The sequence below is a fragment of the Pseudomonas sp. G(2018) genome (assembly GCF_005502415.1).
Lineage (GTDB): Bacteria > Pseudomonadota > Gammaproteobacteria > Pseudomonadales > Pseudomonadaceae > Aquipseudomonas.
Genome location: NZ_SCOO01000004.1, coordinates 38,914 through 62,518, shown reverse-complemented (window position 1 = coordinate 62,518; position 23,605 = coordinate 38,914). Strand labels below are relative to the sequence as shown.

The following is a 23,605-nucleotide window of genomic DNA, read 5'->3' as shown; positions in this document are numbered from 1 at the left end:
GAAATCACATCGGCTCCGGTGACCCGATCAACCTGCCCATCACCCCGAAGACCCCTAATTCCCTGATGGCCTTCAGCTCGCCCTGGGTCTCGACCATTTCCGCGATCAATGGCAAATCAATGCTGTTGGTCGCCCTGAAGATCGCCTCGATGAACAGCCGTTTATCCCGCTGTGCATCGATATGCCGGATGTAGGCCCCATCGATTTTCAGATAAGCCAGGCCCAGTTGGGTGAGGTTGCCGATCTGGCTGAAGCTGCCACCAAAATGTTGCAGGCCGATGCGGTAGCCGGTGTCGAGCAGGCTATGACTGAGGCGCTGCAGTTGCTCGGGAGGCGGCAGTTGACGTTCATCGATTTCCAGGGTCAGCAACGGTGCCAGTTCCGGCAGTGATTCGAGCATGTCGATGATCAGCTGCAGCTGCGGCTGATCACGCAAGGTGCTGCCGGACAGGCTCAGCGCCAGCGGCCAGCGATTGACGGCAAGGTAATCGAGGGTTGCTTCGAGCATGGCCAGATCGAAGCGTGCCGACCAGCCAAGACGCTCGATCCACGGCAGGAAATGTCCGGCTGCAATCGCCTGGCCCTGCGGGTCGAGCAAGCGTGCGAGGACTTTGTGATGCAACACCTCACTGGTATCGGCGCATTGCACCACCGGCTGAAAATACAACTGCAATTTGCCTTGAGTCAGCGCGTCGTCGATCCAGCCGCGCCAATCGTACGGGGTCGGGTTCGGCGCGCTCTCGCCGTGGTCCAGCAGCACCCAGGGTCGCTCGGGGTGTTGGCCGGCCTGGGTCAGTGCCTGATCCAGTCGCACAAGCACATCGTTGGCCGGTTCGCCGGGGTGGTAGGCGACGATGCCCAGATGCGCGACCGGCATGCAGTCACTGGCACCGGTCTGGCGCAGATTTTCCAGGGTGGCACTGATTTCGGCAGCCAGGCGTGCCGCGTCCTCGGCATCCAGGCCTGGCGTCAAGAGGCTGAATTCGCCCCCGCGGTTGCGCGCCGCCAACCAGGTGCGTCGCTCCGGCAAGCGGGTCAGACGCTTGAGCAATTCGCCGACCGCGCGGATCAACGCATCAGTGCGTTGGCCGCCCAGGCGTTGGTTGAGCCCGGTCAGGTCGTTGATTCGCAACATCAGTAAATGACCGTCGCAATGCTGTTCGGCGACCAGTAAATGGTCCGCCAGTTGTTCATCCAGCAAGCGTCGGTTGGCCAGCCCGGTCAGGCTGTCCTCATAGGACTCGCTGCGTAACTTTTCACTGCGCGCTGCCTCTTCGCTGAACAACGCCTTGAGTTTCTCGACCATCTGATTCATCGCCAGCACCACACGTTTCAATTCCGGCGTGCGGGGCAATTTCGGCAGGCTCAGGAACTCGCGTTTACTGATGGCTTCGGCTTGTTTGACCAAGGTTTCCAGTGGACGAAGTTGTCGACGCAACAGCCAGCCACCGAACACGGCGCTGAGCAGTCCGCACACGACCAACCAGATCAGGCTGCCGAGGGTGCTGTCCCAGAGCTTGGCCAGGGCAAACTGCGGATTGCTCAGCACCTCGACCCGTGCTGCCTGCTCCCAATCGCGCATGATCAACGCGTCACCGCCCTGATGACGCAGGTTGACCAGACTGACAAACCAGCCCGGCACGCCTTCGATCCGTGCCGGAGCGCTTCGCTCCACCAGTACCTGCTCGTCCTTGATGTCGATGATTCGAATGCTGTTGAAGTAGCCACTGTCAAAAATCGAACTGACCATCAACTCCATCATGGCCCGGTCATCGATCTGCGCGGTCAACGACAGGCCCAACGCCGTGGCCGCGTCCTGGGCGTGGGAGCGCAACTGGCCGAGCATCTGTTCGCGAGAGCTTTCCAGGCTGACAAAAAAACTGCCGCTGAACGCCACCAGCAGGAACAGGCAGATGGCGAGAAACAACTGGTTGCGCAGTTTCATGGAATGCTCCTTGCTGATGTCTTCAGCCATCGCCCACGGCGAAGCCTTCAGTCTGCATCTTTTGCAGTACGTCTTGCCAACGCGACAGTTTTTTCGAATCGCTGCTGCGTTTGCCGCCATTGGCACCCGGCAGGTACAAGCCCTCGGCGTTGAAGGCATACACCGGCAGCAGGTCTTTGCGCTGCGAGGCAGGGCGGATATCACCGATAAGGTTGTCCAGTACCAGCGGGTCGGCGGTGGGGCTGGCATAGAAGGTCAGCACCATGTGAGCCTGGTTTTGGGTCAGCGCCTTGACGTAGGTGATGCGCAGTTTTTCGCTGGGAATTCCGAGGCGGCGCAGGCTGAAATATTTCGCCAGGGCGTAGTCCTCGCAATCGGCGGCACCCTTGATCAAGGATTCGACGGGCGTGGCCCAATAATCAATCTGACGCCAGATGCGCGTGTCGTCCTGAAAATTCAATTGCTGATTGAAGAAGCGATTGACCGCATTCAATTGCTCGCGCTCAGTTGCATTGCGTTCGCCTTGCAGCATTTGGCTCCAGGCTTCGATTCGCTCCCGGGCCGGGCCGAGGGTGCCGTAGCGTTTCTCGGCGGTTTGCAGGATCTGTGCGAGATCCCGGTCGGCCCGGACGCTGCTCAGCATGCTCAGCAGAAAACCTGCCAGCAACAGCCATCCGCCGAACCCAAGCCGGGGCGTTGGCCATCCTTGACTACGCGAACTGCGAGGCATGTCGGGCTGCTCGGGTGCGGATTTATGAAGTCTAGGTGGTGTTACGGTTGAGGGAGGGCTGGTCGTCGGCGAACAGGGATCGTTTGTTGAGGATGGACACCTTCCAACTGTGGGAGCGGGCTTGCTCGCGAAGGCTTAGCGTCAGCCGCCATTACCGAAGAAACGGATATGCCCCCAATCAAGAGCGGTCAAGACCTGCGCAGCGTCTTCTGCCTGAGAATATAAACCGTCACCAACACCGCACTGGTCAGCATGAACCCGCGTGCCCAGGGCGTCGGCACCAGATAACAGGAAAACAGAATACTCATCCACATCAGGCCAATGGTATAGACCTTGCCCTTGAGCGGAATGCCATTGCCATCGAGATAGTCGCGAATCCATGGCCCAAGCCGTGGATGCTGAACCAGCCATTGATAGAAACGGGGTGAGCTGCGGGCGAAACAGGCGGCTGCCAGCAACAGGAAGGGAGTGGTGGGCAACACCGGCAGGAAAATCCCGATCACCCCCAGCGCTACGCTCAGACAGCCGATGGTCAGCAGCACGTAGCGCAACATCAGGGGGCGGTTGCCTATGGGGTTGTCCATAGGCAGGACCTTAGTGGTGACGAGGCTTGAGAATCGCCGGTTTTTCGTCTGGTGCGTTGCACAGCAGGTACAGCGCAGTCAGGGCTTCCGGGATCTGCACGATCATGTCATCCATCAGGTTGGCATCGGCGGCAATGTCGGAGAACTCCGGTTGCTCGTCGAACAGGCCCGAACCGACCATGATCGGCAGCAGCATTTCGCTGACTTCGTCTTCGGCGGTTTCAAACCAGGCTTCTTCGCGCAGGAACACGCCTTCCATGAAACCGATGCACCAGCCGCGCAGTTCGGAATCGTCCGGATCGTCGCCCAGGTCGAGATCGCACGGCAGCTCGAACTCTTCATCGGAGGCCAGTTGACGGGCGATGTGGGCCTTGAGGCCGATCAACGTGGCTTCGATCTCTTCGCGCTGGGCTTCGCTGCTGTAATGCGGCTCTTCAGCGAAAAGTGCGTCGATCCACTCACGATCGGGAACGGCTTCGGAACAGATCGACAGCGCGGTGAGGTAGCCGTGGGCGGCCACGTAGTCCAGCGCCTCGTCATGCAGTTCATCGGCGTCGAGGAAGACTTGCAGGCGGGTTAGTTGCTCAGCGAAGGACATTAAAGGGCTACCTTGGGGAATATTCGATGCGGGAATTCTAGGCCTTCTTGAGCGCTTGGGCCAGCCGCGCGGCATATTTGCACCGTATTCCCTGTGGGAGCGACGGTGCGACGATTCGACCTGCTCGCGAAGACGGCATGACATTCAACATCAACGCTTACTGACCCACCGCTTTCGCGAGCAGGTTTTGCATTGCAATCGCATTCGGGTGTCTTCTCAGTGGCGCCCTTTGCCGCTCAGGGCTCGGGTATACTCGCGCGTTTTGTGATGCCCTGCTGGCGTCACGGCTGAAATGTAAAGCGTCATGCAATCCACACTTACGAATTGTCGGTGCAGCATTGCGGGTTCTGAACCAGCCTTTGCAGGGATGTTTCGGTGATTTTTGGAGTTTCTATGCTCGAACAGGCTCAACGCGTCCTCAAGGACATCTTCGGCTACGACAGTTTTCGTGGTCGCCAGGGTGCAATCATTGAGCGTGTGGCCAGTGGCGGCGATGCCCTGGTTCTGATGCCTACCGGTGGCGGCAAGTCCCTGTGCTTCCAGGTGCCGGCGCTGCTGCGCGAAGGCCTGGCGGTGGTGGTGTCGCCGTTGATCGCCTTGATGGACGACCAGGTCGCCACCCTCGAAGAGCTGGGCGTGGCCGCCGCGGCATTGAACTCCACCCTCAGCGCCGAGCAGCAACGCGATCTGGCGGCCCGTATCCGGCGCGGCGAGGTGAAAATGCTTTATCTCGCCCCGGAACGCCTGGTCCAACCGCGCATGCTGACCTTCCTGCAAGGGCTGAACATCGCCCTGTTTGCCATCGACGAAGCGCACTGCGTGTCGCAGTGGGGCCACGACTTCCGCCCGGAATACCTGCAACTGGGCCAGTTGGCGGAAATGTTCCCCGATGTACCGCGCATCGCCCTGACCGCCACCGCTGACAAGCGCACCCGCGAAGAAATCGTCACCCGCCTGCACCTGCAGAACGCCGAGCGCTTTCTGTCGAGCTTCGACCGCCCCAACATTTTTTACCGCATCGTGCCCAAGGAACAGCCGCGCAAGCAGTTGCTGGCCTTCCTGGCCGAGCGGCGCAGTGATGCCGGCATCGTCTATTGCCTGTCGCGCAAAAAGGTCGAGGAAGTCGCTGCATTCCTCACTGAACAAGGCTTCCCGGCGCTGCCGTACCACGCTGGCCTGCCCAATGAGTTACGCGCCTATCACCAGAAACGCTTCCTCAACGAGGAAGGCCTGATCATGGTCGCCACCGTGGCGTTCGGCATGGGCATCGACAAGCCCAACGTGCGTTTCGTCGCGCACCTCGATTTGCCGAAATCCCTGGAGGCCTATTACCAGGAAACCGGACGTGGCGGCCGTGACGGTCTGCCGGCGGATGCCTGGATGGCCTATGGTCTGCAAGATGTGGTGATGCTCAAGCAGATGCTGCAGAACTCCGAGGGCGACGAACGCCACAAGCGCCTGGAACAGCACAAGCTCGACGCCATGCTCTCGTTGTGCGAAGAGACCCGCTGCCGTCGCCAGACCCTGCTGGCCTATTTCGATGAAGACATGCCAGAGCCTTGCGGCCACTGCGACAACTGCACCGATGGCGTGCAGACCTGGGATGCCACCGAGCCTGCGCGTCAGGCGTTGTCGGCGATCTTCCGCACCGGCCAGCGCTACGGTGTGGGGCATCTGGTGGATGTGCTGCTGGGCAAGGACAACGAGAAGGTACGCAGTTTCGGTCATCAGCACCTGTCGGTGTATGGTGTCGGCAAGGCGCTTGGCGAGAGCGAATGGCGCTCGCTGTTCCGCCAGTTGGTGGCCCGTGGCCTGGCCGACGTTGATCATGAAGGCTACGGCGGCCTGCGCTTGAGCGACACGTGCCGGCCGCTGCTCAAGGGGGAAGTGACCCTGGAACTGCGTCGCGACCTCAAGGCGCAAACCACGGCGAAAACCAGCAAGAGCCAAGCCAGCCAATTGGTGCGTGGTGAAGAGCGCGAGCAATGGGAAGCCTTGCGCGCCTTGCGTCGCAAGCTCGCCGAAGAGCATGGCGTGCCGCCGTACGTCATCTTCCCCGATTCGACCTTGCTGGAAATGCTGCGCAGCCAGCCAACCTCGCTGGCGGAAATGGCCCGGGTCAGCGGTGTCGGCGCGCGCAAGCTGGAACGCTATGGCGAGGCCTTCCTGGAAGTACTTGGCGGTCAGGTCGAAGCACCGAAGCCGGTGGCCGATGTGCGCCACGAGCTGATCACCCTGGCGCGGGCCGGCATGACACCGGTGCAAATCGCCGGTCAGTTGCAATGCTCGGAAAAAAACGTCTACACCATGCTCGCCGAGGCCATTGGCAAACAGCAGTTGTCGCTGGAGCAGGCGCTGGATTTGCCCGAAGACTTGATGGGGGAAGTCCAGGATGCATTCCTCGACGGAGAAGGCGAGCTGCCGCCGGTGGCGGAGATTTCAGCATTGTTCGCAGGACGAGTGCCGGAGGGGGTCTTGTACTGTGTTCGGGCCGCGCTGCAGTCTGAATTCGAGATTTAAGTGTCCCGTCTCACTGATGTAACGATTCAGTACAGAACAGGCCTTGCCTCCAGTCGAGGCTCATGCTTAGCTGACTAATAATTAGTATTTCTCTATTTCAGTCTAACCATGAGTGTTTTATGCCGTTAACCGATCAACACCGCTTTGGCATGCAACTGGCCCAGATGTCGCGCGGCTGGCGTGCCGAACTGGACCGCCGTCTGGCTGGCCTCGGTCTATCCCAGGCACGCTGGCTGGTGCTGCTGCATCTGGCGCGTTTCGACGAAGCCCCGACCCAGCGTGAACTGGCGCAAAGCGTCGGCGTCGAAGGGCCAACCCTGGCCCGCCTGCTCGACAGCCTGGAAAGCCAGGGCCTGGTGCAACGCCAATCGGTTCTGGAAGACCGTCGGGCGAAAAAGATTGTCCTCTGTGCTCCCGCGCTTCCTCTGATTGAACAAATTGAAACCATTGCCACCCAACTGCGTCATGAACTGTTCGAAGGCGTCGATGAGGCGGATTTGAAGGTCTGCATGCGGGTTCATGGGCACATATTGGCCAACCTGGAAAAATCTTGAGGCACAACGCCAGGCCAGACTTTTGAGAGACAGCTTTTAGCTGACTATAAGAACTACTGCGCAATATCGTGTTCGTACCGGATGTGCGATCACGTGCAAGTTGGTTCTGGTTACCTAAGGGATGCTCATGCTTGAGAGTCGGCTGGTCGTTGTACGGGGTTGCGTCAGGTGGTTGCTGGCCGGTGCTGCTGTCACTTGGTCAGCCTTGGCGCCAGCACTGGGCCTGGGTGAAATAACCCTGCATTCGGCGCTGAATCAACCGCTACGCGCCGACATCGCCCTGGTGGATGCCGCGGGTCTGGAGGAGGGCGAGCTGTCGGTCAGCCTGGCGGCGGCAGAGGAATTCAGTCGCGCAGGTGTCGAGCGGGTGTTCTTCCTCAACGACCTGAAATTTACACCTGTGCTGCGAGGCAACCGCAGCCTGATTCAGGTGACATCCAGTAAACCTGTCAACGAACCCTTCCTGAATTTCCTCGTGCAGCTCCATCAGCCCAACGGTCGCTTGCTGCGCGAGTACACGGTTTTAATCGATCCCCCGGGAAAACCGGGCATTGAGCCTGCCGCTGATGAGCCGGTGGCCAGTCTTCCGGCTTCCGCCTTTTCCAGTGTCCAGCCCGCCGTTGCGCCTGTGCCCAAGGAACCGTTGCCAAAACCTGCCGCCGCACCCGCGCCGGATCCTCTTGCCGAGCAATTGGCGGCGAGTGTCTTGCAGAGCCAGCAGTTGCAATCAACTGTCGATGAACTCAACGCGAAGCTTCAGGCACAGGATGAGCAGATCGCCGTCGAGAAAAAGCAGGTGACCGAGCTGCAAACCCGATTGGCCGAGGTCGAGCAAGCCAGAACAGAACCGGCTGCACCCGTTGCCGTGACTCCCGTACCAGTGATCGCCGAGGAACCCGGGACTGACTGGTTGTTGATCGGCGGACTGTTGGTGCTGTTGGCGTTGCTGTTGCTGGCCGTATGGGGTCGCCGTCAACGGCAACAGGTTCAGGCAACGTTCGGATCGGCAGCCGCTCAGCCGTCCCCGCATGAGCCGCTGTCCAGTCGCGCAGAACCGGTACAGCACGCTTTGGTGCTGCAATCGATGCACGCTCAGCATGAAGAGGCGCCTGCGAATGATGTGCCGGAAGCGCAGACGCAAGAAAACAGCCTGCGTAATGCCGGGTTTGATGCGCAAAAGCTTCTCGCCGTCGCGGCCTCCAGCGCATTGCCCTTCGCCCCGATACCCAAGACCATTGCCAACGACGAGTTCCATTTGAACCTGGATGATCTGTCGATGGATGCGAATTGGGACCTGATCGATCCGTTTGAAACCCCGTCATCCAGCGAACCGGCACTGCCGCAGCCCGAGATCGAATGGGCAATCGAACCAGCCTCCCGGCCTCTGGATGACAGCTTTCTCGACGAATTCAGGGCGCCAGGATCGTCACTTGAGCTTGAACCGCCAAGCCTGGGTCCGGCCGACCCCAGTAACGCGGGCAAACTGGAACAAGCCCGGACTTGCATTGATGACGGTGATATGGACAGCGCCATCGAACTGCTCAACGAGTTGCTCAAAGAAGCCAATGAGCCATTGAAACAGACGGCCCGCAGTCTGTTGGCCGGCATCGGATAATGCCGCACCGCCGTTCCCGCTTTGGTTATCATGATGGTGCCCACTGCCTCAGGAATTTCGCCGATCATGACCGCGCCAAAACCCGAAATCGTCATTACCTATTGCACCCAGTGCCAGTGGCTGTTGCGTGCAGCCTGGCTGGCCCAGGAGCTGCTCAGTACCTTTGGCGACGACCTCGGCAAGGTGTCTCTGGTGCCCGGCACCGGAGGAGTCTTTCACATTTTCTGTGACGATGCGCAGATCTGGGAGCGCAAGGCCGACGGCGGTTTCCCCGAGGCGAAGGTGCTCAAGCAGCGGGTCCGCGACCGGATCGATCCGGACCGCGACCTGGGGCACAACGACCGTACTCAGTGAGACGCTGCTTCCGCGGCAACGGCTTTCTTGCTCGAGCTGCTTGATAGCCTGCTGGACACCACGATTGCGACGATGATCAACGCACCGCCAAGCAGCATGCGCAGGGTCGGGTTTTCATTGAACAACAGCCAGGCCATGGCGATGCCATACACCGGCTCGAGGGCGAAGACCACCGCGGCGGTCCGCGCCTTGATCACCGCCAGGCTGGCGACGAACAGGCTGTGGGCGACGCCGGTGCAGAATACCCCGAGCAGGCCGATCCACAGCCAGTCGATGGTGCGCACAGCGCTCAATTGCGGTGCCGCCACCGGCAACAGGCACAGGGCAACCACCACGTTCTGACACAACGCCGCCTGCACTGGCGGGATGCGTGCGGAACTGGCGCGATTTGTCAGAGACAGTAGGGAGAACAGCAAGCCGGAAACCACCGCCCAGAGCAGACCGGTGGTGGCGCCGCTGGCCAGATCGAACTCCGGCGTAACGAGTACCAGTCCGACACTGACCAGCACCACCAGCAGTATTTCATTGGCGCGAATCCGCTCGCGGAAGATCAGCCCTTCGAGGATGACGGTAAAGGCCGGGAAGCTGGCAAAGCCCAGGGTCGCGATGGCCACGCCGGCAACCTTCACTGCAATAAAGAAACTTACCCAATGTCCGGCCAGCAACAAGCCGCTGAGCAACAATCGACGCCAATCAACGGCTTCGAGTTTTTGCCAGCGGGTGTTACTGGCCAAGCGTGCGAAGACCGCCAGCGCCAACACCGCGAACGCCGCCCGGCCGAAGACGATGATGGCCGGTGAAGCGGCGGCAAGTTTGCCGAACACACCGGTGAGGCCGAACATCAGTGCGCCGATATGCAAAGCGCCAAGGGCGGTACGGGGAGTCATGGCAATCCTTGGTAAACGTATTGAACCCGGCCATTTAACCGCGCCCGCCGCCGTTGTGTCTGTCGCCAGACTCGCGTTATTTGTCGCCAGCCTCGCGCCGCAGTTTGCCGGGCGATGCACCGAACTCGCGCAGCACCGCGGCGGCAAAAGCACTTTGGGAACTGTAGCCGACTCGACTGGCAATCTCGCCAATGGGTAGGGCAGAGTCGCGCAGCAACCCCACCGCCTTGTGCAGGCGTCGGCTGCGGATGTAATCCATCGGCGTTTGCCCGCATTCGGCCACGAACCGTGCGTGCAAGCGAGCGCTGGAGAGGCCGGCGACGCGGGCCAGATCCGCCACCTGCAACGGGTAGGCGGCGTATTGGTCGATGTGCGCATTCAGCGCCGCATAGGGCAGGCGCCGGCCGCCGACACTGTCGGGCGTGGCGTTGTTGAGGCTGGCCAGCAACAGGACCGCGCCTTGTTGCGCAATTACTGGATCATCGACCGGACTGTTGGCCAGCCAATTGACCAACTGGCTTTGTCCGGCATTCAGCGACAACCGGCCGGCGTTATCGAGCAAGCGGCGACTGGCCTCGGCATGATCGCCCAGGGACTGGCCAAGCCATTGATCACCCGGCACATCCAGCACCAGGCAACGGCTGCCATTGGTGCTGCCGCAGGCATGATGAAACCCCGAAGGGACCACCACGAAACTCTGCTGAACCACCTGGCTGCCACGCCCGTCGACCTCGAAATCCAGGGCACCCGATAGCCCGAACACCAGTTGCGCGTGTTCGTGACTGTGGACGATCAGGTCTTCGGTGTACTGGCGAAGTGTGAGGATGGGGCGCATCGCAGGTCTCCCGGTCAAGGGGGCCAGTCTACACCGAGGTGGGCTGCGCGCGTTGTCACAGGACTGACTTGCCGTTGTCATGGTCGATTAACCCGACTGGCGCAAGCTTGCCAAAACTTGTCCTGAGGGTTGCCCATGACCAGCGCCGAGCTCGCCAAACCCAGCCGTAAGCAACGTGTGCGGACCTTGTGGATTTCCGACGTGCACCTGGGCACGCGCGATTGCCAGGCCGAACACCTTTCGCAGTTTCTCAAGGGGTATCACGCGGACAAAATCTACCTGGTCGGCGATATCATCGACGGCTGGAAACTGCGTGGCGGCATGTACTGGCCGCAAGCGCACACCAACGTGATCCGGCGCCTGTTGACCATGAGCAAGCGCGGCACCGAGGTGATCTACGTCACCGGCAACCACGACGAATTCCTGCGCCGCTATTCGAAGCTGATCCTGGGCAACATCCAGTTGGTGGACGAAGCGGTGCACGTGACCGCCGATGGTCGGCATCTGCTGGTGATCCACGGCGACCAGTTCGACGTGATTACCCGCTACCACCGCTGGCTGGCGTTTCTCGGCGATTCCGCCTACGAACTCACCTTGACCCTCAACCGCTGGCTCAACCATTGGCGCGCCCGTTATGGCTACGGTTACTGGTCGCTGTCGGCGTACCTCAAGCACAAAGTGAAAACCGCAGTCAGCTTCATCAGCGACTTTGAAGAAGCTATCGCCCATGAATGCGTCAAGCGCGAGCTGCATGGCGTGGTCTGCGGGCACATTCACCATGCCGAGATTCGCAAGGTCGGCGAGGTGGACTACCTCAATTGTGGCGATTGGGTGGAGTCGTGCACGGCGTTGATTGAGCATTGGGATGGCACGATCGAGCTGTATCGGCTGGCGGATGCCCAGGCGTGTGAGGCACAGTTGAAGGCTTTGAAGGTCGGGGAACCGGTCTAGCCTGTTAGGCATGTGGTGTCAGAGCTGGCCTCTTCGCGAGCAAGCCCGCTGGATCTATCAGGCTGGCGAATGCTCCTCCATCGCCGCCTTGTAAATCGAGTTCTTCGGCTGCGCAAACAACCGCTCCATCATCGGTTCGAAAAAACTCAGCGGCAGCGTGTCATAGGCCGGATCAAACGCCGCCGCATCGTATTTGGCGCAAAATTCGATGGTCGCCTGATACTGCGGATGGCCGCTGAATTGCTCACGCAGGTGTCGGTCCATGCCCAGGTGGTGGAAGAAGTAATAGCCCTGGAAGATCCCGTGCTTCTCCACCATCCACAAATTCTCGGCGCTCACGAACGGCTTGAGGATCGCTGCGGCGATATCCGGGTGGTTGTAGGAGCCCAGGGTGTCGCCGATGTCATGGAGCAGGGCGCAGACCACGTACTCTTCATCGCGACCATCACGCCAGGCGCGGGTGGCTGTTTGCAGGGAGTGGGTCAGGCGATCCACCGGGAAGCCGCCGAAATCACCTTCCAGTAGCTTCAGGTGCGCCACGATCCGTGTCGGCAATTGTCGGGCGTAGGCACTGAAATCCGCGGCGATGATCGCCCAGTCTTCCTGCGTGCCATCCTTCATGTGGGTGAAACGGGCATTGGCATTCATCGGCAATCCTCTTTTGATCTAGAACGGCACGCGCCCCAGAATCATGTCCCGATACATGACGAAATCGCCGAGCAGGCTATAGAAGGGATGCTGGAAGGTCGCAGGACGATTTTTTTCGAAGAAGAAATGCCCAACCCAGGCAAAGCTGTAACCCGCCAGCGGCAGGGCCCACAACAGCATCCAGGCGCTTCGGCCGATGGTCAGCGCCAGAATGAAAATGACCAGCGTGGTGCCGATGAAGTGCAATCGGCGGCAGGTACTGTTGCTGTGCTCACTGAGGTAATACGGGTAAAACTCAGCGAAGCTGTTGAATCGTCTGATGTTTTCCACGACTGCGATCTCTGTGGTTATTGTTCTGACTGCAAGTTGTTCTGCGGGTAGCTTATTTAAGTCTAGAGTGATCATAGGCGTCAGCCAGTGACAATCGGCGCCACTTTAGTATCCTTCGGAAATTGGCCGTGACATGCGGCTCATCATGTAAGAACCCAAATGAGCGAACGAACGACTTCTGCAAGCTGGGCGATGGGGATTGTCAAAGCACTGGAAATGGACGGCCTGGATTGCCGGGTTCTGTTCAAACAACTGGGGCTCGACTACGCGGCACTGGATGATCCGGATGCACGCTTCCCGCAAGATTCCATGACACGACTGTGGCAGCGTGCGGTTGAGCTGTCCGGCAACCCTGCAATTGGCCTGAACATGGGCAAGGTGGTGCGACCTGCGCAGTTTCATGTAACCGGTTACGCCTTGATGTCCAGCCAGACCTTGGCCGAGGGCTTTCAGCGCCTGGTGCGTTACCAGCGGATCATTGCCGAAAGTGCCGATCTGAGTTTTCAGCTGCTGGATGAGGGCTACGCGCTGATTTTGACGGTGCATGGCGATCATTTGCCGCCGACCCGTCAAAGTGCCGAAGCCTCGCTGGCGTGCGCCCTGGCGCTGTGCGGCTGGCTGACCGGACGCACCCTGCACCCGCGTAAGGTGCTGGTGCAGGGTGACGAACCCGTCAATATCGAACCCTATAAACAAGCCTTCCATGCGCCGCTGGTGTTCAACGCGCCATACGATGCGTTGATTTTCGAACGCGCGGACATGGAAGCACCGCTACCGACCGCCAACGAGGCCATGGCGCTGCTGCATGACCGGTTTGCCGGTGAATACCTGGCGCGGTTTTCCGAGAGTCGCGTGACCCACAAGGCACGTCAGGTGCTGTGTCGTTTGTTGCCCCAGGGCGAACCCAAGCGTGATGCCGTGGCGCAGACGCTGCACCTGTCACAACGCACCTTGCAGCGACGTTTGCAGGAAGAGGGCACGAGTTTTCAGACGTTGCTCGATGACACCCGGCGAGAACTGGCCGAGCAGTATCTGGTGCAACCGGCCATGACACTGCTGGAAATTGCCTACCTGCTGGGCTTCGCCGATCCGAGCAATTTCTTCCGCGCCTTCCGCCGCTGGTTCGACACCACACCTGGTGAGTACCGGGTGCGGTTGATGCAGATGCCTGCGCCGGTCAGTGACGCCAGAACGCCGGAATACACAACACAAACACCGTAATGATCTCCAATCGGCCCAGCAGCATGCCGAACGAGAGAATCCACTTGGCGGCGTCCGGCAGCGAAGCGAAGTTGCCGGCCGGGCCGATGGTCTCGCCCAGGCCCGGGCCGACGCCGGACACGGTACTGGCCGCGCCGGTGAGGGCGGTCATCCAGTCCACGCCGAGCAGTGACAGCAACAGCGCGATCACACAGATGGTGATAGCGAAGAAGAACGAAAAAGTCAGGATCGAACGCACGATCTCTTCATCGAGACGGTGACCGTTGTACTTCTGCTTGATCACCGCGCGCGGGTGGATCAACTGGTTAAGGTTGGCCTTGAGCAGGATGTAGGCCACCTGGAAACGGAAAATCTTGATCCCGCCGGCGGTCGACCCCGAACAGCCGCCAACGAAGCCCAGATAGAAGAACAGCATCAGCGAGAAGTTGCCCCAAAGGCTGTAGTCCCCCAGGGCGAAACCGGTGGTCGTCACCACCGAGGTCACGTTCAGCGCCACATGCCGCAACGCCTCCAGCCAATGCAGCTGGGTAGTCCACCAATACCAGGTGCCCAGCACCAGCCAGGTCACCAGCAACATGCCGATCAGGCCTTGAACCTGTTCATCCTTGATCAGCGCACGGCGGTTGCCACGCAGGGTCGCCACGTACAGGGTGAACGGCAAGCTGCCGAGAATCATGATGACGATGGCCACCCAGTGCACGGCCGGTTGCGTCCACTTGGCCAGGGACAGGTCCGAGGTGGAAAAGCCACCGGTGGAAATCGCCGACATCGCATGATTGATCGCATCGAATGGACTCATCCCGGCCCACCAGAACGCCAGGCTGCCGAAAATGGTGATGCCGACGTAGGCCGCCACGATCAACCGCGCCACCATGTGCGAACGGGGCATGACTTTTTCGGAGCGGTCCGACGACTCGGTCTGAAACAGCCGCATGCCACCGATGCGCAGCAGTGGCAGGATCGCGACCGCCATGCCGATGAAGCCGATGCCGCCGATCCAGTGCAGCAACGAGCGCCACATCAGAATGCCGGGAGACATGTCGTCGAGGTGATTAAGTACCGTCGCCCCCGTGGCGGTGATGCCGGACATACTTTCGAAGAATGAGTCGGTGTAGCTGATGTGCTGGGTCAATAAAAACGGCAGCGCGGCGAAGATGCACACCACCAGCCAACTGCTGACGGTCAGCAGGTACATGTCCCTCGGCCGCAGGTGGACATGCTCGGGGCGCCCCGGAATGACCAGCGCCAGACCAGCGACAAAGGTGATCATACTGGCCCAGAGGAACGACGGCAGGTCGCCGGTGCGATCGAAGATCACCAGCGTGGCCATGGGCACGACCATGGCGATGGCCAGGGTTATCAGGAAGATGCCGATGATGAAACCAATGAGACGCAAGGTCGGCAACGCCATGTAATCCGCTCGGCTGTAGTAAGGAAGGGCGCCATTCTACCTGTGGGGCAGGGCATGTAAACGGGCATTGCCACGGTAGTTACAGCTAGAATAGCCGCACAATTTTTTCAGGAGGTGGCCGATGCAGGCTCTCGACGTTTTGCTCAACCGTGTTTCCGTCCCGCGCCTGATCGAACCGGCACCTACTCAAGCGCAGCGCGAAGTGCTGTTTGCCGCAGCGATGCGGGCACCGGATCACGGTCATTTGCAGCCGTGGCGGTTCCTGACCGTCGAAGGCGCAGCGCGTGAGCAGATGGGCGAGTTACTGGCTGAAGCGGCGAAGCTGCAGGACAGCGAAGTGACCGAAGCGGCCCTCGACAAGGCGCGCAACGGTCCTTTGCGCGCCCCCTTGGTGGTCGTGGTGATTGCCCGGTTGCAGGATCACGTCAAGTATCCGAAGTCAGAGCAGATGCTGGCGGCTGGCTGCGCGGCGCACGGGATCTTGCTGGCGGCCTATGCACAAGGCATTGGTGCGGTGTGGCGTACGGGGGATCTGGCCTATTCGCCGCATGTGGCTAAAGGGTTGGGGCTGGCGGAAGGGGAGAAAGTGATTGCGTTCCTTTACCTCGGCACGCCGCAGAAGGAGCCACGTGTAGCTGAGAAGGTGGATCTGGCGGAATTCGTCAGCGCCTGGCCCGGTAAAGCCTGAGTACCGCCGTCCAAATGTGGGAGCGGGCTTGCTCGCACAAGGGGTCAGGGTTGGGTGATGGCCCCCGGCACCAACGGCAATTCCAGACTGGCAATAAACCCACCCTCCGGATGATTGGCCAGCACCAGACTCCCTCCATGCCGTTCCGCCGCACGGCGGGCGATGGCCAGGCCCAGACCGTGCCCGGCTGCGGTCTGCCCGGGCGCCCGATAGAACGGCTCCCCAAGCTGATTCAAATGTTCAGCATTGACCCCCGGACCATGGTCACGGACGGTCACCACAATCCGCTCACCCTGGCGCAACGCCTGCATTTCAATCGGTTGCCCGCCTTCCGGGTTGAAGCGCTGGGCATTGCGCAGCAGGTTATCCACAGCGCGCTCGATCATGGTCGGCCAGCCTCTGAGGTTCAGTTGCGGCTCGGCTTCAAGCCGAACGTTCTGCTCCGGCGAACCCAGTTGTGCATCCCGTTGCAGCCCGGTGAGCAACGCATTCAGGTCCACCTCTTCGGCGCTGGCGTTGTCGGCATCAACCCGAGCCAATACCAGGATTTCACTGATCAGCGCTTCGAGTCGGTCACATTCACGGGTCAGGCGTGGCCAGAGTTTTTGCCGTTCTTCCGGTGTAGCTCGTTCGGCCAGGGCCAGCGCAATGCGCAGGCGGGCGAGGGGCGAACGCAGTTCGTGGGACACGTCCCGCAGCAGTTGCCGCTGGCTGCCGATCAGGCTTTGCAAACGCGCGCCCATGCGGTTGAAGTCATTGGCCAGCACCCCGAATTCGTCGCGGCGGTTGGCCAGTTTGACCAGGCTGTTCTGCTGGTAAGTGGTTTGCCCCAGGTCATGCACCGCCCCGCGCAAACGGCTGAGCGGACGGGTGATGGAAAAGGTCACCAACAGGCTGAACAAGGTCAGTACCACCAGGGCGATACCCAGCGCACTCAATGGCCAGAGCAGGCTTTCGCGGTGCCAGGCGTCGAGTTCCGGGTGGGGGATGCGGTAGATCAGCAGATAGGTGTCGCCGGTTTTTTCGCTGGTGTATTCAGCGGTCAGACGCCGCCATGGCAAGCGCCGATCATCATTGTTCTGGCGCGCTTCGAAGGCTGCAGCGCGGCGTGGGAAGGTGCCGCGTACCACCGGATCGCCACTTTCGTTGAGTACCTGAACGTCGATGTGATACTGGCGTTTGCGCTGTTCCAAAATGTCCTGGGCGGCTTCTTCGCCCTGGGCCTCATAGGTTTGCGTCCATTGTTCGGGCAGGGTGTTGAGGCCTGGGTGACGACTGAGAATCCACGCATCCTGGTTGAGCATGTGCCCAAGCAAAATGGACAGCCCTGCAACCAGGGCGATGGCCAGCCAGAAGCTGGCCAGGATACGCCAGAACAATGAGCGCACAGAAAATCCTCTAAAGCCGATGCAAATCCTTGTGGGAGAGAGCCTGTGTGGCGAGGGGATTTATCCCCTCGCCACACAGGCTCTCTCCCACAATAATTTGAGTGGTATCAGGCCCAACGGTGTTCAGCCGTTGGGCCCGGGTTAACGCATTATTGCGCTTTTTGCGCCTGTTGCGCTTTCCACGCCTTGAACTCGGCCCATTCGGCGCGATGTTCAGCCCGTTTTTTCTGGATCTCGTCGAATTTCTTCTGTTGATCCGGTTTCAGCAGCGCCCGCACATCAGCTTCGGCTTTCTTGTGGTTGGCGGCCATCTCGTCTTTCATGGCTTTCTGATCGGCTGGCGAGAGTTTCTCCAGGTACTTGTCGACCACTTGCTTACGCTCATGCATCTGATCGCCCATGATTTTGCGGATCTGCTCGCGCTGTTCGCGGCTCAGGTCCAGCTGGCTGTAGGGGCCTTTGCCGTGCATGCCGTGCATCTGACCTCCGTGGCGCCCTCCATCCATCGGGCCACCCATAGGACCGGCGCCTTCGGGCATGGCCATGGCAACAGTCGGCAGGGTGGCGGCGAACATCAGAGCGATAAGAGTCTTGCGCATGGTGAATCTCCTTGTCTCATTCCCGGTACGTTCCGGATGAGTACAGATTACGGAGATCAAGGTCAGCTGCGGTCAGCGGAGCGTAAAGCTTGGGTAAAGATGATTTTCCGCGGACCTGACAAAACCTACAGGCTGTAGTAATAACCGCGGCTGCGCAGTGCCACGATGCGCGGACGGCCATCGGGGTGCGGGCCGATTTTCTTGCGCAGGTTGCTCACATGCATGTCGAGGCTGCGGTCGTACAGGGTCAGCTTGCGGCCGAGGGCGATCTGCGCCAGTTCCTGTTTGTCCAAAGGTTCGCCGGGTTGCTTGAGCAGGGCTTCAAGCAGACGGCTTTCGGAAACGGTGAGGGTAAACTCCTGCTCGTCGATGCTGACCACACCGCGCACCGGGCTGAAACACAGATCGCCCAGTTCCATCTGGCTGGATACCGCCGCCGGGTGGCTGCGGCGCAGCACGGCGCGCAGGCGGGCTGTCAGTTCCCGGGGATCACAGGGTTTGGCCAGGTAATCGTCGGCACCCAGTTCCAGTCCGAGGATGCGGTCAAGCGGTTCGCCCCGGGCCGAAAGCATCAGTACCGGCAAGTCCGGGTGATCGCTGCGCAGTTGTTTGAGCAGTTCCAGGCCGCTGCCGTCCGGCAGCATGACATCCAGCACCACGGCTGCCGGGGAGGTTTCGGCCAATGCACGACGGGCGCTCTGGCCATTGTGACAGGCACGCACCTGGAAACCTTCCTGGCTCAGCCAACTGCTCAGGAGCTCACACAGCTCCTGGTCATCATCAATCAGTAACAGCTCGCTCATGACTCACTCAATTTAGCCATTGTCGACGTTTTCGATGTGCACCACTGGCGAAGATACCGCAGAGCAGGGCCAATAGCGCAACTCCGGCGCCGATGACGAACCACTGTTGCTGATCGGTCAGCAAGCGCGGAATCGAACTGCCAGCCTGGGCTTCCCGCAGTTGCAGCTTCAGACGCTGGTTTTCCTGGCGCAACCGGGCCAGCTGGGCGCTTTCGTGTTCGCCATCGGCACTCTGCAATTGTTTGTTCAATTCTTCTCGTTGCCGCTCGCTTTCTTTCAAGCGTTGCTGCAACTCGTTTATCTGGCTTCCCGCGCTCAAGGACAGCGGCGTGGAGCTGGCGCCCTCGGCGTGTTCTTCGCCGTGGGCGGGGGCCATGATCGACAACGTGACCAACATCAGACACAACGGACCTTTGCGCATCGCGACTCCTGATTCCAATACGAGTATTGGGAAGTTGTCGGCCGGCAAACGAGAATAATGAGCGATTGAGAGCGCGATGAACCGATAAGGTTCACCACGCGGGGGATTGCGAGAAGAAAGTTACGGCAGGACTTGCTTGAACGGCTTGACCAAAACGTTGGCATAGACACCGGCGGCAATGTACGGATCGGCATCGGCCCAGGCCTGGGCAGCGTTCAGGGAATCGAACTCGGCGACGATCAGGCTGCCGGTGAAACCCGCCGCGCCCGGATCATTGCTGTCGATGGCCGGGTGCGGGCCGGCCAGTACGATGCGACCTTCGCCCTTGAGTACCTGCAGGCGTTCAAGGTGGGCAGGCCGTGCGGCCAGACGGGCTTCCAGGGAGTTGGCGACGTCTGTGGCAATGATTGCGTAAAGCATGTCAGTCCTCGGTTTTAGGCGATGTGGTATCGGCGTCATGCAGGTGGCGGGACAGGTAGATGCCCTGGCCGACCAGGAAAATCAATGTCATGCCCAGGCTGCCGAAGACCTTGAAGTCGACCCAGTAGCTCTGGAAGGTAAACGCAACGAACAGGTTGGCGGCACCGCAAAACAGGAAGAAGGCGATCCAGGCGATGTTCAGGCGCGTCCAGACAGGCTCCGGCAAGGTCAGCGCGTGGCCCATGATGCGTTTGATCAGCAGGCGGTCGCCGATGAAGTGGCTGCCGATGAAACCCAGGGCAAACAGCCAGTTGACCACCGGGGCTTTCCATTTCAGGAAGGTCTCGCTGTGGAAGGCCAGGGTCAGGCTGCCGAAGACCAGGCAGGCGACAAGGGTCAGCCACTGGCTCTTCTCCAGCTTGCGCTGTTTGATGAACAGCGTGCCGTAGACCACCAGCGAACTGATGATCAGCATCGCGGTGGCGCTGTAAATACCGCCTACAGTTACCTCGTGGCCGGCAATGTCGACGACCCGTGGATCGATTTTGAAGACGATGAAAAACAGCAGGAGCGGGATGAAATCGATGAATTGTTTCACAGTGGCAGCCAGAAGCAGGATGTGGCGGCATAATAACAAACATATGGGCGCGCGATAGCGCCAGCTGATTTGAGGTTACAAAGCCCTGTGAATGTTGATTTGCACTGCCATAGCACGGCCTCCGATGGCGCCCTGGCGCCTGCGGTTCTGGTTGCGCGTGCGTTCGAGAACGGCGTGCGAGTCCTGGCCCTGACCGATCACGACACCCTTGAAGGCCTCGATGAGGCGCGACACGCTGCGAATGCGCTGGGGATGCAACTGGTCAACGGCGTCGAATTGTCCTGTACCTGGGGCGGCGCGACCATTCATGTGCTCGGCTACGGTTTCGACGTCAATGCCGCACCATTAGTCGAGGCAATTGCCAAATTGCACGATGGTCGCTGGCTTCGGTCAGAAGAAATAAGTCGCAAACTGGCGTTGAAGGGCATGCCCGGCGCGCTCGAGGGCGCCCGGGAAATCCAGCAGGCTCTGGGTGACAGCGGCAACGCACCGGCCCGGCCGCACTTCGCCGACTGGATGGTGCGCGAAGGTTTCGTCAAGGACCGCGCCGAAGCCTTTCGCAAATGGTTGGGTGCCGGCAAGCTGGGGGACGTCAAGCAACATTGGCCGACCCTGGAAGAAACCGTCGAAACCCTGCGTTCGGCCAAGGCCTGGGTCAGTCTGGCGCACCCCTGGCACTATGAATTCACCCGCAGCAAACGTCGCCGCCTGATTGCCGACTATATTCAAGCAGGGGGCCACGCGATCGAGGTGGTCAATGGTCACCAGCCTGCCGAGCAAGTGGGCAGCCTGGCGATTCTGGCCCGCGAGTTCGGTCTGCTGGTCAGCGCCGGCAGTGATTTTCATGGCCCTGGAGGCTGGTCCGAGATCGGTGAATACCGCCCGCTCCCGGAAGATCTGCCACCACTGTGGTGTCGGTTCAAACATGACCCAATTATTGCCGCCGTCTGAACAGGTAGAGAATGTGAGTCAATTTTTCCAGATTCATCCGGAAAACCCGCAAGCGCGCCTGATCAAACAGGCTGTCGAGATCATCCGCAACGGCGGGGTGGTGATTTATCCCACAGACTCTTCCTACGCAATCGGTTGCCAGATCGGCGACAAGGTTGCCGTGGAGCGTGTTCGGCGCCTGCGTCAGCTCGACGAAAAGCACAACTTCGCATTGATCTGCAGCGATCTGTCGCAACTGGGCCTGTTTGCCAAGATCGATACCGGCACCTTCCGCATTCTCAAGGCGCATCTTCCGGGGCCATACACCTTCATTCTCAACGCTACCCGCGAAGTCCCGCGGCTGCTGTTGCACCCGAAAAAACGCACCATCGGCCTGCGGGTGCCAAGCAATCCGATCGCCTTGGCCTTGCTGGCCGAGTTGGGCGAGCCGCTGATGAGCGTCAGCTTGATCATGCCCGGCGATGAAGATCCGCTCACCGATCCCTATGAAATGCGCCAGTTGCTTGAACATCAGGTCGACCTGATCATCGACGGCGGCTTTGGCGGGATCAAGGCGTCCACCGTGATCAGCCTCGCCGACGGCGAGCCGGAAGTGATCCGCGTCGGTTGCGGCGATCCTGCGCCGTTCATGGCCGAGGCCTAGATGTCCGCAGTAGAACCCGTCGACAGTCAGGCCGGAGCCCAGCAAGAGCTGCCCTTCGCCATGGTCTATGGCCAGGCGGTCATGGAAATGCCGCTGGACCTGTACATCCCGCCGGATGCGCTGGAAGTCTTTCTCGAAGCCTTCGAAGGTCCGCTCGACCTGCTGCTGTACCTGATCCGCAAGCAGAACATCAATATCCTCGATATTCCGGTGGCGGAAATCACCCGCCAGTACATGGGCTATGTCGAGTTGATGCAGTCGGTGCGCCTGGAGCTGGCCGCCGAGTACCTGGTGATGGCCGCGATGCTGGCCGAGATCAAGTCGCGAATGCTGCTGCCTCGGGCGGAAACCGTCGAGGACGAGGAAGAAGACCCGCGCGCTGAACTGATCCGTCGCTTGCAGGAATACGAACGCTTCAAGGCTGCTGCCGAAGGCATCGATGGCCTGAGCCGGGTCGGCCGCGATGTCGTGGTGCCCAAGCTCGATGCCCCCGAAGCCCGGGCGCGCAAGCTGTTGCCGGACGTGCGTTTGTCAGAATTGCTGCTGTCCATGGCCGAGGTGCTGCGCCGTGGCGACATGTTCGAAAGCCACCAGGTCAGTCGCGAGGCGCTGTCCACCCGCGAACGCATGAGCGATGTGCTCGAGAGGCTCAAGGGCGGCGGTTTCGTGCCGTTCGTCGAGCTGTTCACTGCCGAGGAAGGGCGGCTGGGCGTGGTGGTGACCTTTATGGCAGTCCTGGAGTTGGTCAAGGAATCCCTGGTCGAGCTGGTGCAGAATGAGCCGTTCGCCGCAATTCACGTGCGAGCCCGAGCCGAATAACGAGTTGAATCATGAACCTGAGTGAACCCCGCGAGCTGGCGCCGCTGCTTGAAGCCTTTCTATTGGCCTCGGGAAAACCGCAATCCCTGGAGCGCCTGTTCGAACTCTTCGAAGAAGGCGAGCGGCCGGAGCCGGCGGTTTTCAAAAAAGCGCTGACCCTCCTGGGCAAGTCCTGCGATGGCCGCGCATACGAATTGAAGGAAGTCGCTTCCGGCTATCGCCTGCAAATTCGCGAAAAGTTTTCGCCGTGGGTCGGGCGTTTGTGGGAAGAGCGCCCGCAACGTTATTCCCGGGCGATGCTCGAAACCATTGCGCTGATTGCTTATCGCCAGCCGATCACCCGAGGCGAGATCGAAGACGTACGGGGTGTAGCGGTCAACAGCCAGATCGTCAAGACGCTGATGGAGCGCGAGTGGATTCGCATCGTCGGTTACCGCGACGTGCCGGGCAAACCGGCGATGTTCGCCACCACCAAGGCGTTTCTCGATCACTTCAACCTGAAAAACCTCGACGATTTGCCACCGCTGGCCGAGTTGCGCGAGCTGGAGCCTGATCCGGTGCTTGAGTTCGACGACGCGCCGGTACCGGCCTCGTTGCAGGAACTGGCGGATGCCAGTGCCGAGCCGGAGGAGCCCAAGGAAGAAACCAGCTTCCATACTTTGCTGCTGGAGCTGGACAGCATGGAGGAGGGGCTCAAGACCGACTTCGATGATCTGTTGCGTGATGGTGAGGTGCCTGAAGTTGATCCGGAGCAGACCGACGTTGAACCGGACGTCGAACTTGCTCAAGTTGAGCCTGAGCCAGAACCCGAGCAGGGAGACGACATCCTCGGCGTTGCCGAGGCTCGTGAAAAACTGCTTGCCGCCGTTGCCGCGCTTGAACAACCCAAGCCAGAGTTGAGCGACGAAGAAGCAGAAGCCCAAGCCTTGGCTGAAGCCATCGAAGCCGAACGCCGCCAATTCGACGACTGACACCGATCCTGTGGGAGCGAGCCTGCTCGCTCCCACAGGGATTGATTTTGAAACCACCGGTCGGCGGAAAAGCCAGTAACCTTGCATCGATCAGCTAGTCTCTGATGCGCGAACGCCGACA

26 protein-coding genes are annotated in these 23,605 nt (G+C 60.3%); 11 read left to right on the top strand and 15 right to left on the bottom strand.

The genetic code is table 11. The annotated features are described in order from the left end of the window. Window positions 1-4: 4 nt before the first annotated feature. The 4 genes from lapD to FFS64_RS05300 all read right to left on the bottom strand — a co-directional run bounded on the left by lapD (window position 5) and on the right by FFS64_RS05300 (window position 3,857). The gene (lapD, locus tag FFS64_RS05315) at window positions 5-1,945 is read right to left on the bottom strand and encodes a cyclic di-GMP receptor LapD (protein ID WP_137804492.1); all 1,941 of its coding nucleotides are present in this window, start codon (window positions 1,943-1,945) and stop codon (window positions 5-7) included. A 22-nt stretch (window positions 1,946-1,967) separates the two neighbouring features. Continuing rightward, window positions 1,968-2,675, bottom strand: coding sequence for a cysteine protease LapG (gene lapG, locus FFS64_RS05310; RefSeq protein ID WP_137804491.1), 708 nt, complete (start codon window positions 2,673-2,675; stop codon window positions 1,968-1,970). 188 nt (window positions 2,676-2,863) lie between these two features. Beyond that, window positions 2,864-3,259 carry a YbaN family protein gene (locus tag FFS64_RS05305; RefSeq protein WP_137804490.1) on the bottom strand — a complete coding sequence of 132 codons (396 nt, stop codon included), beginning with the start codon at window positions 3,257-3,259 and terminating at the stop codon, window positions 2,864-2,866. Window positions 3,260-3,269: 10 nt separating this feature from the next. Then, window positions 3,270-3,857, bottom strand: coding sequence for a YecA family protein (locus tag FFS64_RS05300; RefSeq protein ID WP_007984167.1), 588 nt, complete (start codon window positions 3,855-3,857; stop codon window positions 3,270-3,272). Window positions 3,858-4,250: 393 nt separating this feature from the next. On the opposite strand from FFS64_RS05300, the gene recQ reads away from it, so the two are divergent. From recQ to FFS64_RS05280, 4 genes are all read left to right on the top strand, one after another. Continuing rightward, window positions 4,251-6,377, top strand: a complete 2,127-nt coding sequence (gene recQ, locus FFS64_RS05295) for a DNA helicase RecQ (protein ID WP_137804489.1) — start codon at window positions 4,251-4,253, stop codon at window positions 6,375-6,377. 119 nt (window positions 6,378-6,496) lie between these two features. Next, window positions 6,497-6,931, top strand: coding sequence for a MarR family transcriptional regulator (locus FFS64_RS05290; protein WP_095196424.1), 435 nt, complete (start codon window positions 6,497-6,499; stop codon window positions 6,929-6,931). Window positions 6,932-7,058: 127 nt separating this feature from the next. Continuing rightward, window positions 7,059-8,546 carry a FimV/HubP family polar landmark protein gene (locus FFS64_RS05285; protein ID WP_137804488.1) on the top strand — a complete coding sequence of 496 codons (1,488 nt, stop codon included), beginning with the start codon at window positions 7,059-7,061 and terminating at the stop codon, window positions 8,544-8,546. Between the two features lie 66 nt (window positions 8,547-8,612). Further along, window positions 8,613-8,900, top strand: coding sequence for a SelT/SelW/SelH family protein (locus FFS64_RS05280; protein WP_137804487.1), 288 nt, complete (start codon window positions 8,613-8,615; stop codon window positions 8,898-8,900). On the opposite strand, the gene FFS64_RS05275 is transcribed toward FFS64_RS05280, so the two are convergent. Together FFS64_RS05275 and FFS64_RS05270 are read right to left on the bottom strand one after the other, a co-directional pair. Further along, window positions 8,894-9,787, bottom strand: a complete 894-nt coding sequence (locus FFS64_RS05275; RefSeq protein ID WP_137804486.1) for a DMT family transporter — start codon at window positions 9,785-9,787, stop codon at window positions 8,894-8,896. The genes FFS64_RS05280 and FFS64_RS05275 overlap by 7 nt on opposite strands. 76 nt (window positions 9,788-9,863) lie before the next feature. Continuing rightward, window positions 9,864-10,622 carry an AraC family transcriptional regulator gene (locus FFS64_RS05270; RefSeq protein ID WP_137804485.1) on the bottom strand — a complete coding sequence of 253 codons (759 nt, stop codon included), beginning with the start codon at window positions 10,620-10,622 and terminating at the stop codon, window positions 9,864-9,866. Window positions 10,623-10,757: 135 nt separating this feature from the next. On the opposite strand from FFS64_RS05270, the gene FFS64_RS05265 reads away from it, so the two are divergent. Next, window positions 10,758-11,573 carry a UDP-2,3-diacylglucosamine diphosphatase gene (locus tag FFS64_RS05265; RefSeq protein ID WP_137804484.1) on the top strand — a complete coding sequence of 272 codons (816 nt, stop codon included), beginning with the start codon at window positions 10,758-10,760 and terminating at the stop codon, window positions 11,571-11,573. Between the two features lie 57 nt (window positions 11,574-11,630). Here the strand turns inward: FFS64_RS05265 and FFS64_RS05260 are convergent, their stop codons facing one another. Together FFS64_RS05260 and FFS64_RS05255 are read right to left on the bottom strand one after the other, a co-directional pair. Then, window positions 11,631-12,221 carry an HD domain-containing protein gene (locus tag FFS64_RS05260; protein ID WP_137804483.1) on the bottom strand — a complete coding sequence of 197 codons (591 nt, stop codon included), beginning with the start codon at window positions 12,219-12,221 and terminating at the stop codon, window positions 11,631-11,633. 18 nt (window positions 12,222-12,239) lie between these two features. Beyond that, window positions 12,240-12,551, bottom strand: coding sequence for a DUF962 domain-containing protein (locus FFS64_RS05255; protein ID WP_137804482.1), 312 nt, complete (start codon window positions 12,549-12,551; stop codon window positions 12,240-12,242). 159 nt (window positions 12,552-12,710) lie between these two features. Here FFS64_RS05255 and FFS64_RS05250 point away from each other — a divergent pair, with 159 nt between their 5' ends. Next, complete coding sequence (locus FFS64_RS05250) at window positions 12,711-13,772, top strand: AraC family transcriptional regulator (RefSeq protein WP_218571077.1); 1,062 nt, start codon at window positions 12,711-12,713, stop codon at window positions 13,770-13,772. Here FFS64_RS05250 and FFS64_RS05245 read toward each other — a convergent pair. Then, window positions 13,729-15,183 (bottom strand): TrkH family potassium uptake protein, encoded by a 1,455-nt coding sequence (locus tag FFS64_RS05245; RefSeq protein WP_137804481.1) that lies wholly within the window; start codon window positions 15,181-15,183, stop codon window positions 13,729-13,731. The genes FFS64_RS05250 and FFS64_RS05245 overlap by 44 nt on opposite strands. Window positions 15,184-15,304: 121 nt before the next feature. Between FFS64_RS05245 and FFS64_RS05240 the strand changes: the two genes are divergently transcribed. Continuing rightward, entirely contained in the window at window positions 15,305-15,871 is a 567-nt protein-coding gene (locus tag FFS64_RS05240) for an NAD(P)H nitroreductase (RefSeq protein WP_137804480.1), read from the top strand. 44 nt (window positions 15,872-15,915) lie between these two features. Here the strand turns inward: FFS64_RS05240 and FFS64_RS05235 are convergent, their stop codons facing one another. The 6 genes from FFS64_RS05235 to FFS64_RS05210 all read right to left on the bottom strand — a co-directional run bounded on the left by FFS64_RS05235 (window position 15,916) and on the right by FFS64_RS05210 (window position 20,100). Continuing rightward, complete coding sequence (locus FFS64_RS05235; protein ID WP_137804479.1) at window positions 15,916-17,259, bottom strand: HAMP domain-containing sensor histidine kinase; 1,344 nt, start codon at window positions 17,257-17,259, stop codon at window positions 15,916-15,918. A 149-nt stretch (window positions 17,260-17,408) separates the two neighbouring features. Then, window positions 17,409-17,858 carry an LTXXQ domain protein gene (locus FFS64_RS05230; protein ID WP_137804478.1) on the bottom strand — a complete coding sequence of 150 codons (450 nt, stop codon included), beginning with the start codon at window positions 17,856-17,858 and terminating at the stop codon, window positions 17,409-17,411. A gap of 125 nt (window positions 17,859-17,983) precedes the next feature. Beyond that, window positions 17,984-18,661, bottom strand: a complete 678-nt coding sequence (locus FFS64_RS05225) for a response regulator transcription factor (protein WP_095196442.1) — start codon at window positions 18,659-18,661, stop codon at window positions 17,984-17,986. Window positions 18,662-18,668: 7 nt separating this feature from the next. Next, window positions 18,669-19,082, bottom strand: coding sequence for a translation initiation factor 2 (locus FFS64_RS05220; RefSeq protein WP_137804477.1), 414 nt, complete (start codon window positions 19,080-19,082; stop codon window positions 18,669-18,671). A gap of 120 nt (window positions 19,083-19,202) precedes the next feature. Further along, complete coding sequence (locus FFS64_RS05215; RefSeq protein WP_137804476.1) at window positions 19,203-19,502, bottom strand: YciI family protein; 300 nt, start codon at window positions 19,500-19,502, stop codon at window positions 19,203-19,205. 1 nt (window position 19,503) lies between these two features. Next, window positions 19,504-20,100, bottom strand: coding sequence for a septation protein A (locus FFS64_RS05210; protein ID WP_095196444.1), 597 nt, complete (start codon window positions 20,098-20,100; stop codon window positions 19,504-19,506). A gap of 87 nt (window positions 20,101-20,187) precedes the next feature. Between FFS64_RS05210 and FFS64_RS05205 the strand changes: the two genes are divergently transcribed. The 4 genes from FFS64_RS05205 (at window position 20,188) to scpB (ending at window position 23,484) form a co-directional block, all read left to right on the top strand. Beyond that, entirely contained in the window at window positions 20,188-21,051 is an 864-nt protein-coding gene (locus FFS64_RS05205; RefSeq protein WP_137804475.1) for a PHP domain-containing protein, read from the top strand. A 13-nt stretch (window positions 21,052-21,064) separates the two neighbouring features. Beyond that, a complete protein-coding gene (locus FFS64_RS05200) occupies window positions 21,065-21,694 on the top strand; it encodes an L-threonylcarbamoyladenylate synthase (RefSeq protein WP_095196446.1) in 630 nt (209 codons plus the stop codon). Window positions 21,695-21,814: 120 nt separating this feature from the next. Further along, entirely contained in the window at window positions 21,815-22,513 is a 699-nt protein-coding gene (locus FFS64_RS05195; protein WP_170948721.1) for a ScpA family protein, read from the top strand. Window positions 22,514-22,524: 11 nt separating this feature from the next. Continuing rightward, window positions 22,525-23,484, top strand: a complete 960-nt coding sequence (gene scpB / locus FFS64_RS05190) for an SMC-Scp complex subunit ScpB (protein ID WP_137804474.1) — start codon at window positions 22,525-22,527, stop codon at window positions 23,482-23,484. The last annotated feature ends 121 nt before the right edge of the window (window positions 23,485-23,605 follow it).

Bases quoted from the DNA above. Each gene is read 5' to 3' on its own strand.
- lapD (WP_137804492.1), bottom strand. From the start codon at position 1,945: ATGAAACTGCGCAACCAGTTGTTTCTCGCCATCTGCCTGTTCCTGCTG.
- lapG (WP_137804491.1), bottom strand. From the start codon at position 2,675: ATGCCTCGCAGTTCGCGTAGTCAAGGATGGCCAACGCCCCGGCTTGGG.
- FFS64_RS05305 (WP_137804490.1), bottom strand. From the start codon at position 3,259: ATGGACAACCCCATAGGCAACCGCCCCCTGATGTTGCGCTACGTGCTG.
- FFS64_RS05300 (WP_007984167.1), bottom strand. From the start codon at position 3,857: ATGTCCTTCGCTGAGCAACTAACCCGCCTGCAAGTCTTCCTCGACGCC.
- recQ (WP_137804489.1), top strand. From the start codon at position 4,251: ATGCTCGAACAGGCTCAACGCGTCCTCAAGGACATCTTCGGCTACGAC.
- FFS64_RS05290 (WP_095196424.1), top strand. From the start codon at position 6,497: ATGCCGTTAACCGATCAACACCGCTTTGGCATGCAACTGGCCCAGATG.
- FFS64_RS05285 (WP_137804488.1), top strand. From the start codon at position 7,059: ATGCTTGAGAGTCGGCTGGTCGTTGTACGGGGTTGCGTCAGGTGGTTG.
- FFS64_RS05280 (WP_137804487.1), top strand. From the start codon at position 8,613: ATGACCGCGCCAAAACCCGAAATCGTCATTACCTATTGCACCCAGTGC.
- FFS64_RS05275 (WP_137804486.1), bottom strand. From the start codon at position 9,787: ATGACTCCCCGTACCGCCCTTGGCGCTTTGCATATCGGCGCACTGATG.
- FFS64_RS05270 (WP_137804485.1), bottom strand. From the start codon at position 10,622: ATGCGCCCCATCCTCACACTTCGCCAGTACACCGAAGACCTGATCGTC.
- FFS64_RS05265 (WP_137804484.1), top strand. From the start codon at position 10,758: ATGACCAGCGCCGAGCTCGCCAAACCCAGCCGTAAGCAACGTGTGCGG.
- FFS64_RS05260 (WP_137804483.1), bottom strand. From the start codon at position 12,221: ATGAATGCCAATGCCCGTTTCACCCACATGAAGGATGGCACGCAGGAA.
- FFS64_RS05250 (WP_218571077.1), top strand. From the start codon at position 12,711: ATGAGCGAACGAACGACTTCTGCAAGCTGGGCGATGGGGATTGTCAAA.
- FFS64_RS05245 (WP_137804481.1), bottom strand. From the start codon at position 15,183: ATGGCGTTGCCGACCTTGCGTCTCATTGGTTTCATCATCGGCATCTTC.
- FFS64_RS05240 (WP_137804480.1), top strand. From the start codon at position 15,305: ATGCAGGCTCTCGACGTTTTGCTCAACCGTGTTTCCGTCCCGCGCCTG.
- FFS64_RS05230 (WP_137804478.1), bottom strand. From the start codon at position 17,858: ATGCGCAAGACTCTTATCGCTCTGATGTTCGCCGCCACCCTGCCGACT.
- FFS64_RS05225 (WP_095196442.1), bottom strand. From the start codon at position 18,661: ATGAGCGAGCTGTTACTGATTGATGATGACCAGGAGCTGTGTGAGCTC.
- FFS64_RS05220 (WP_137804477.1), bottom strand. From the start codon at position 19,082: ATGCGCAAAGGTCCGTTGTGTCTGATGTTGGTCACGTTGTCGATCATG.
- FFS64_RS05215 (WP_137804476.1), bottom strand. From the start codon at position 19,502: ATGCTTTACGCAATCATTGCCACAGACGTCGCCAACTCCCTGGAAGCC.
- scpB (WP_137804474.1), top strand. From the start codon at position 22,525: ATGAACCTGAGTGAACCCCGCGAGCTGGCGCCGCTGCTTGAAGCCTTT.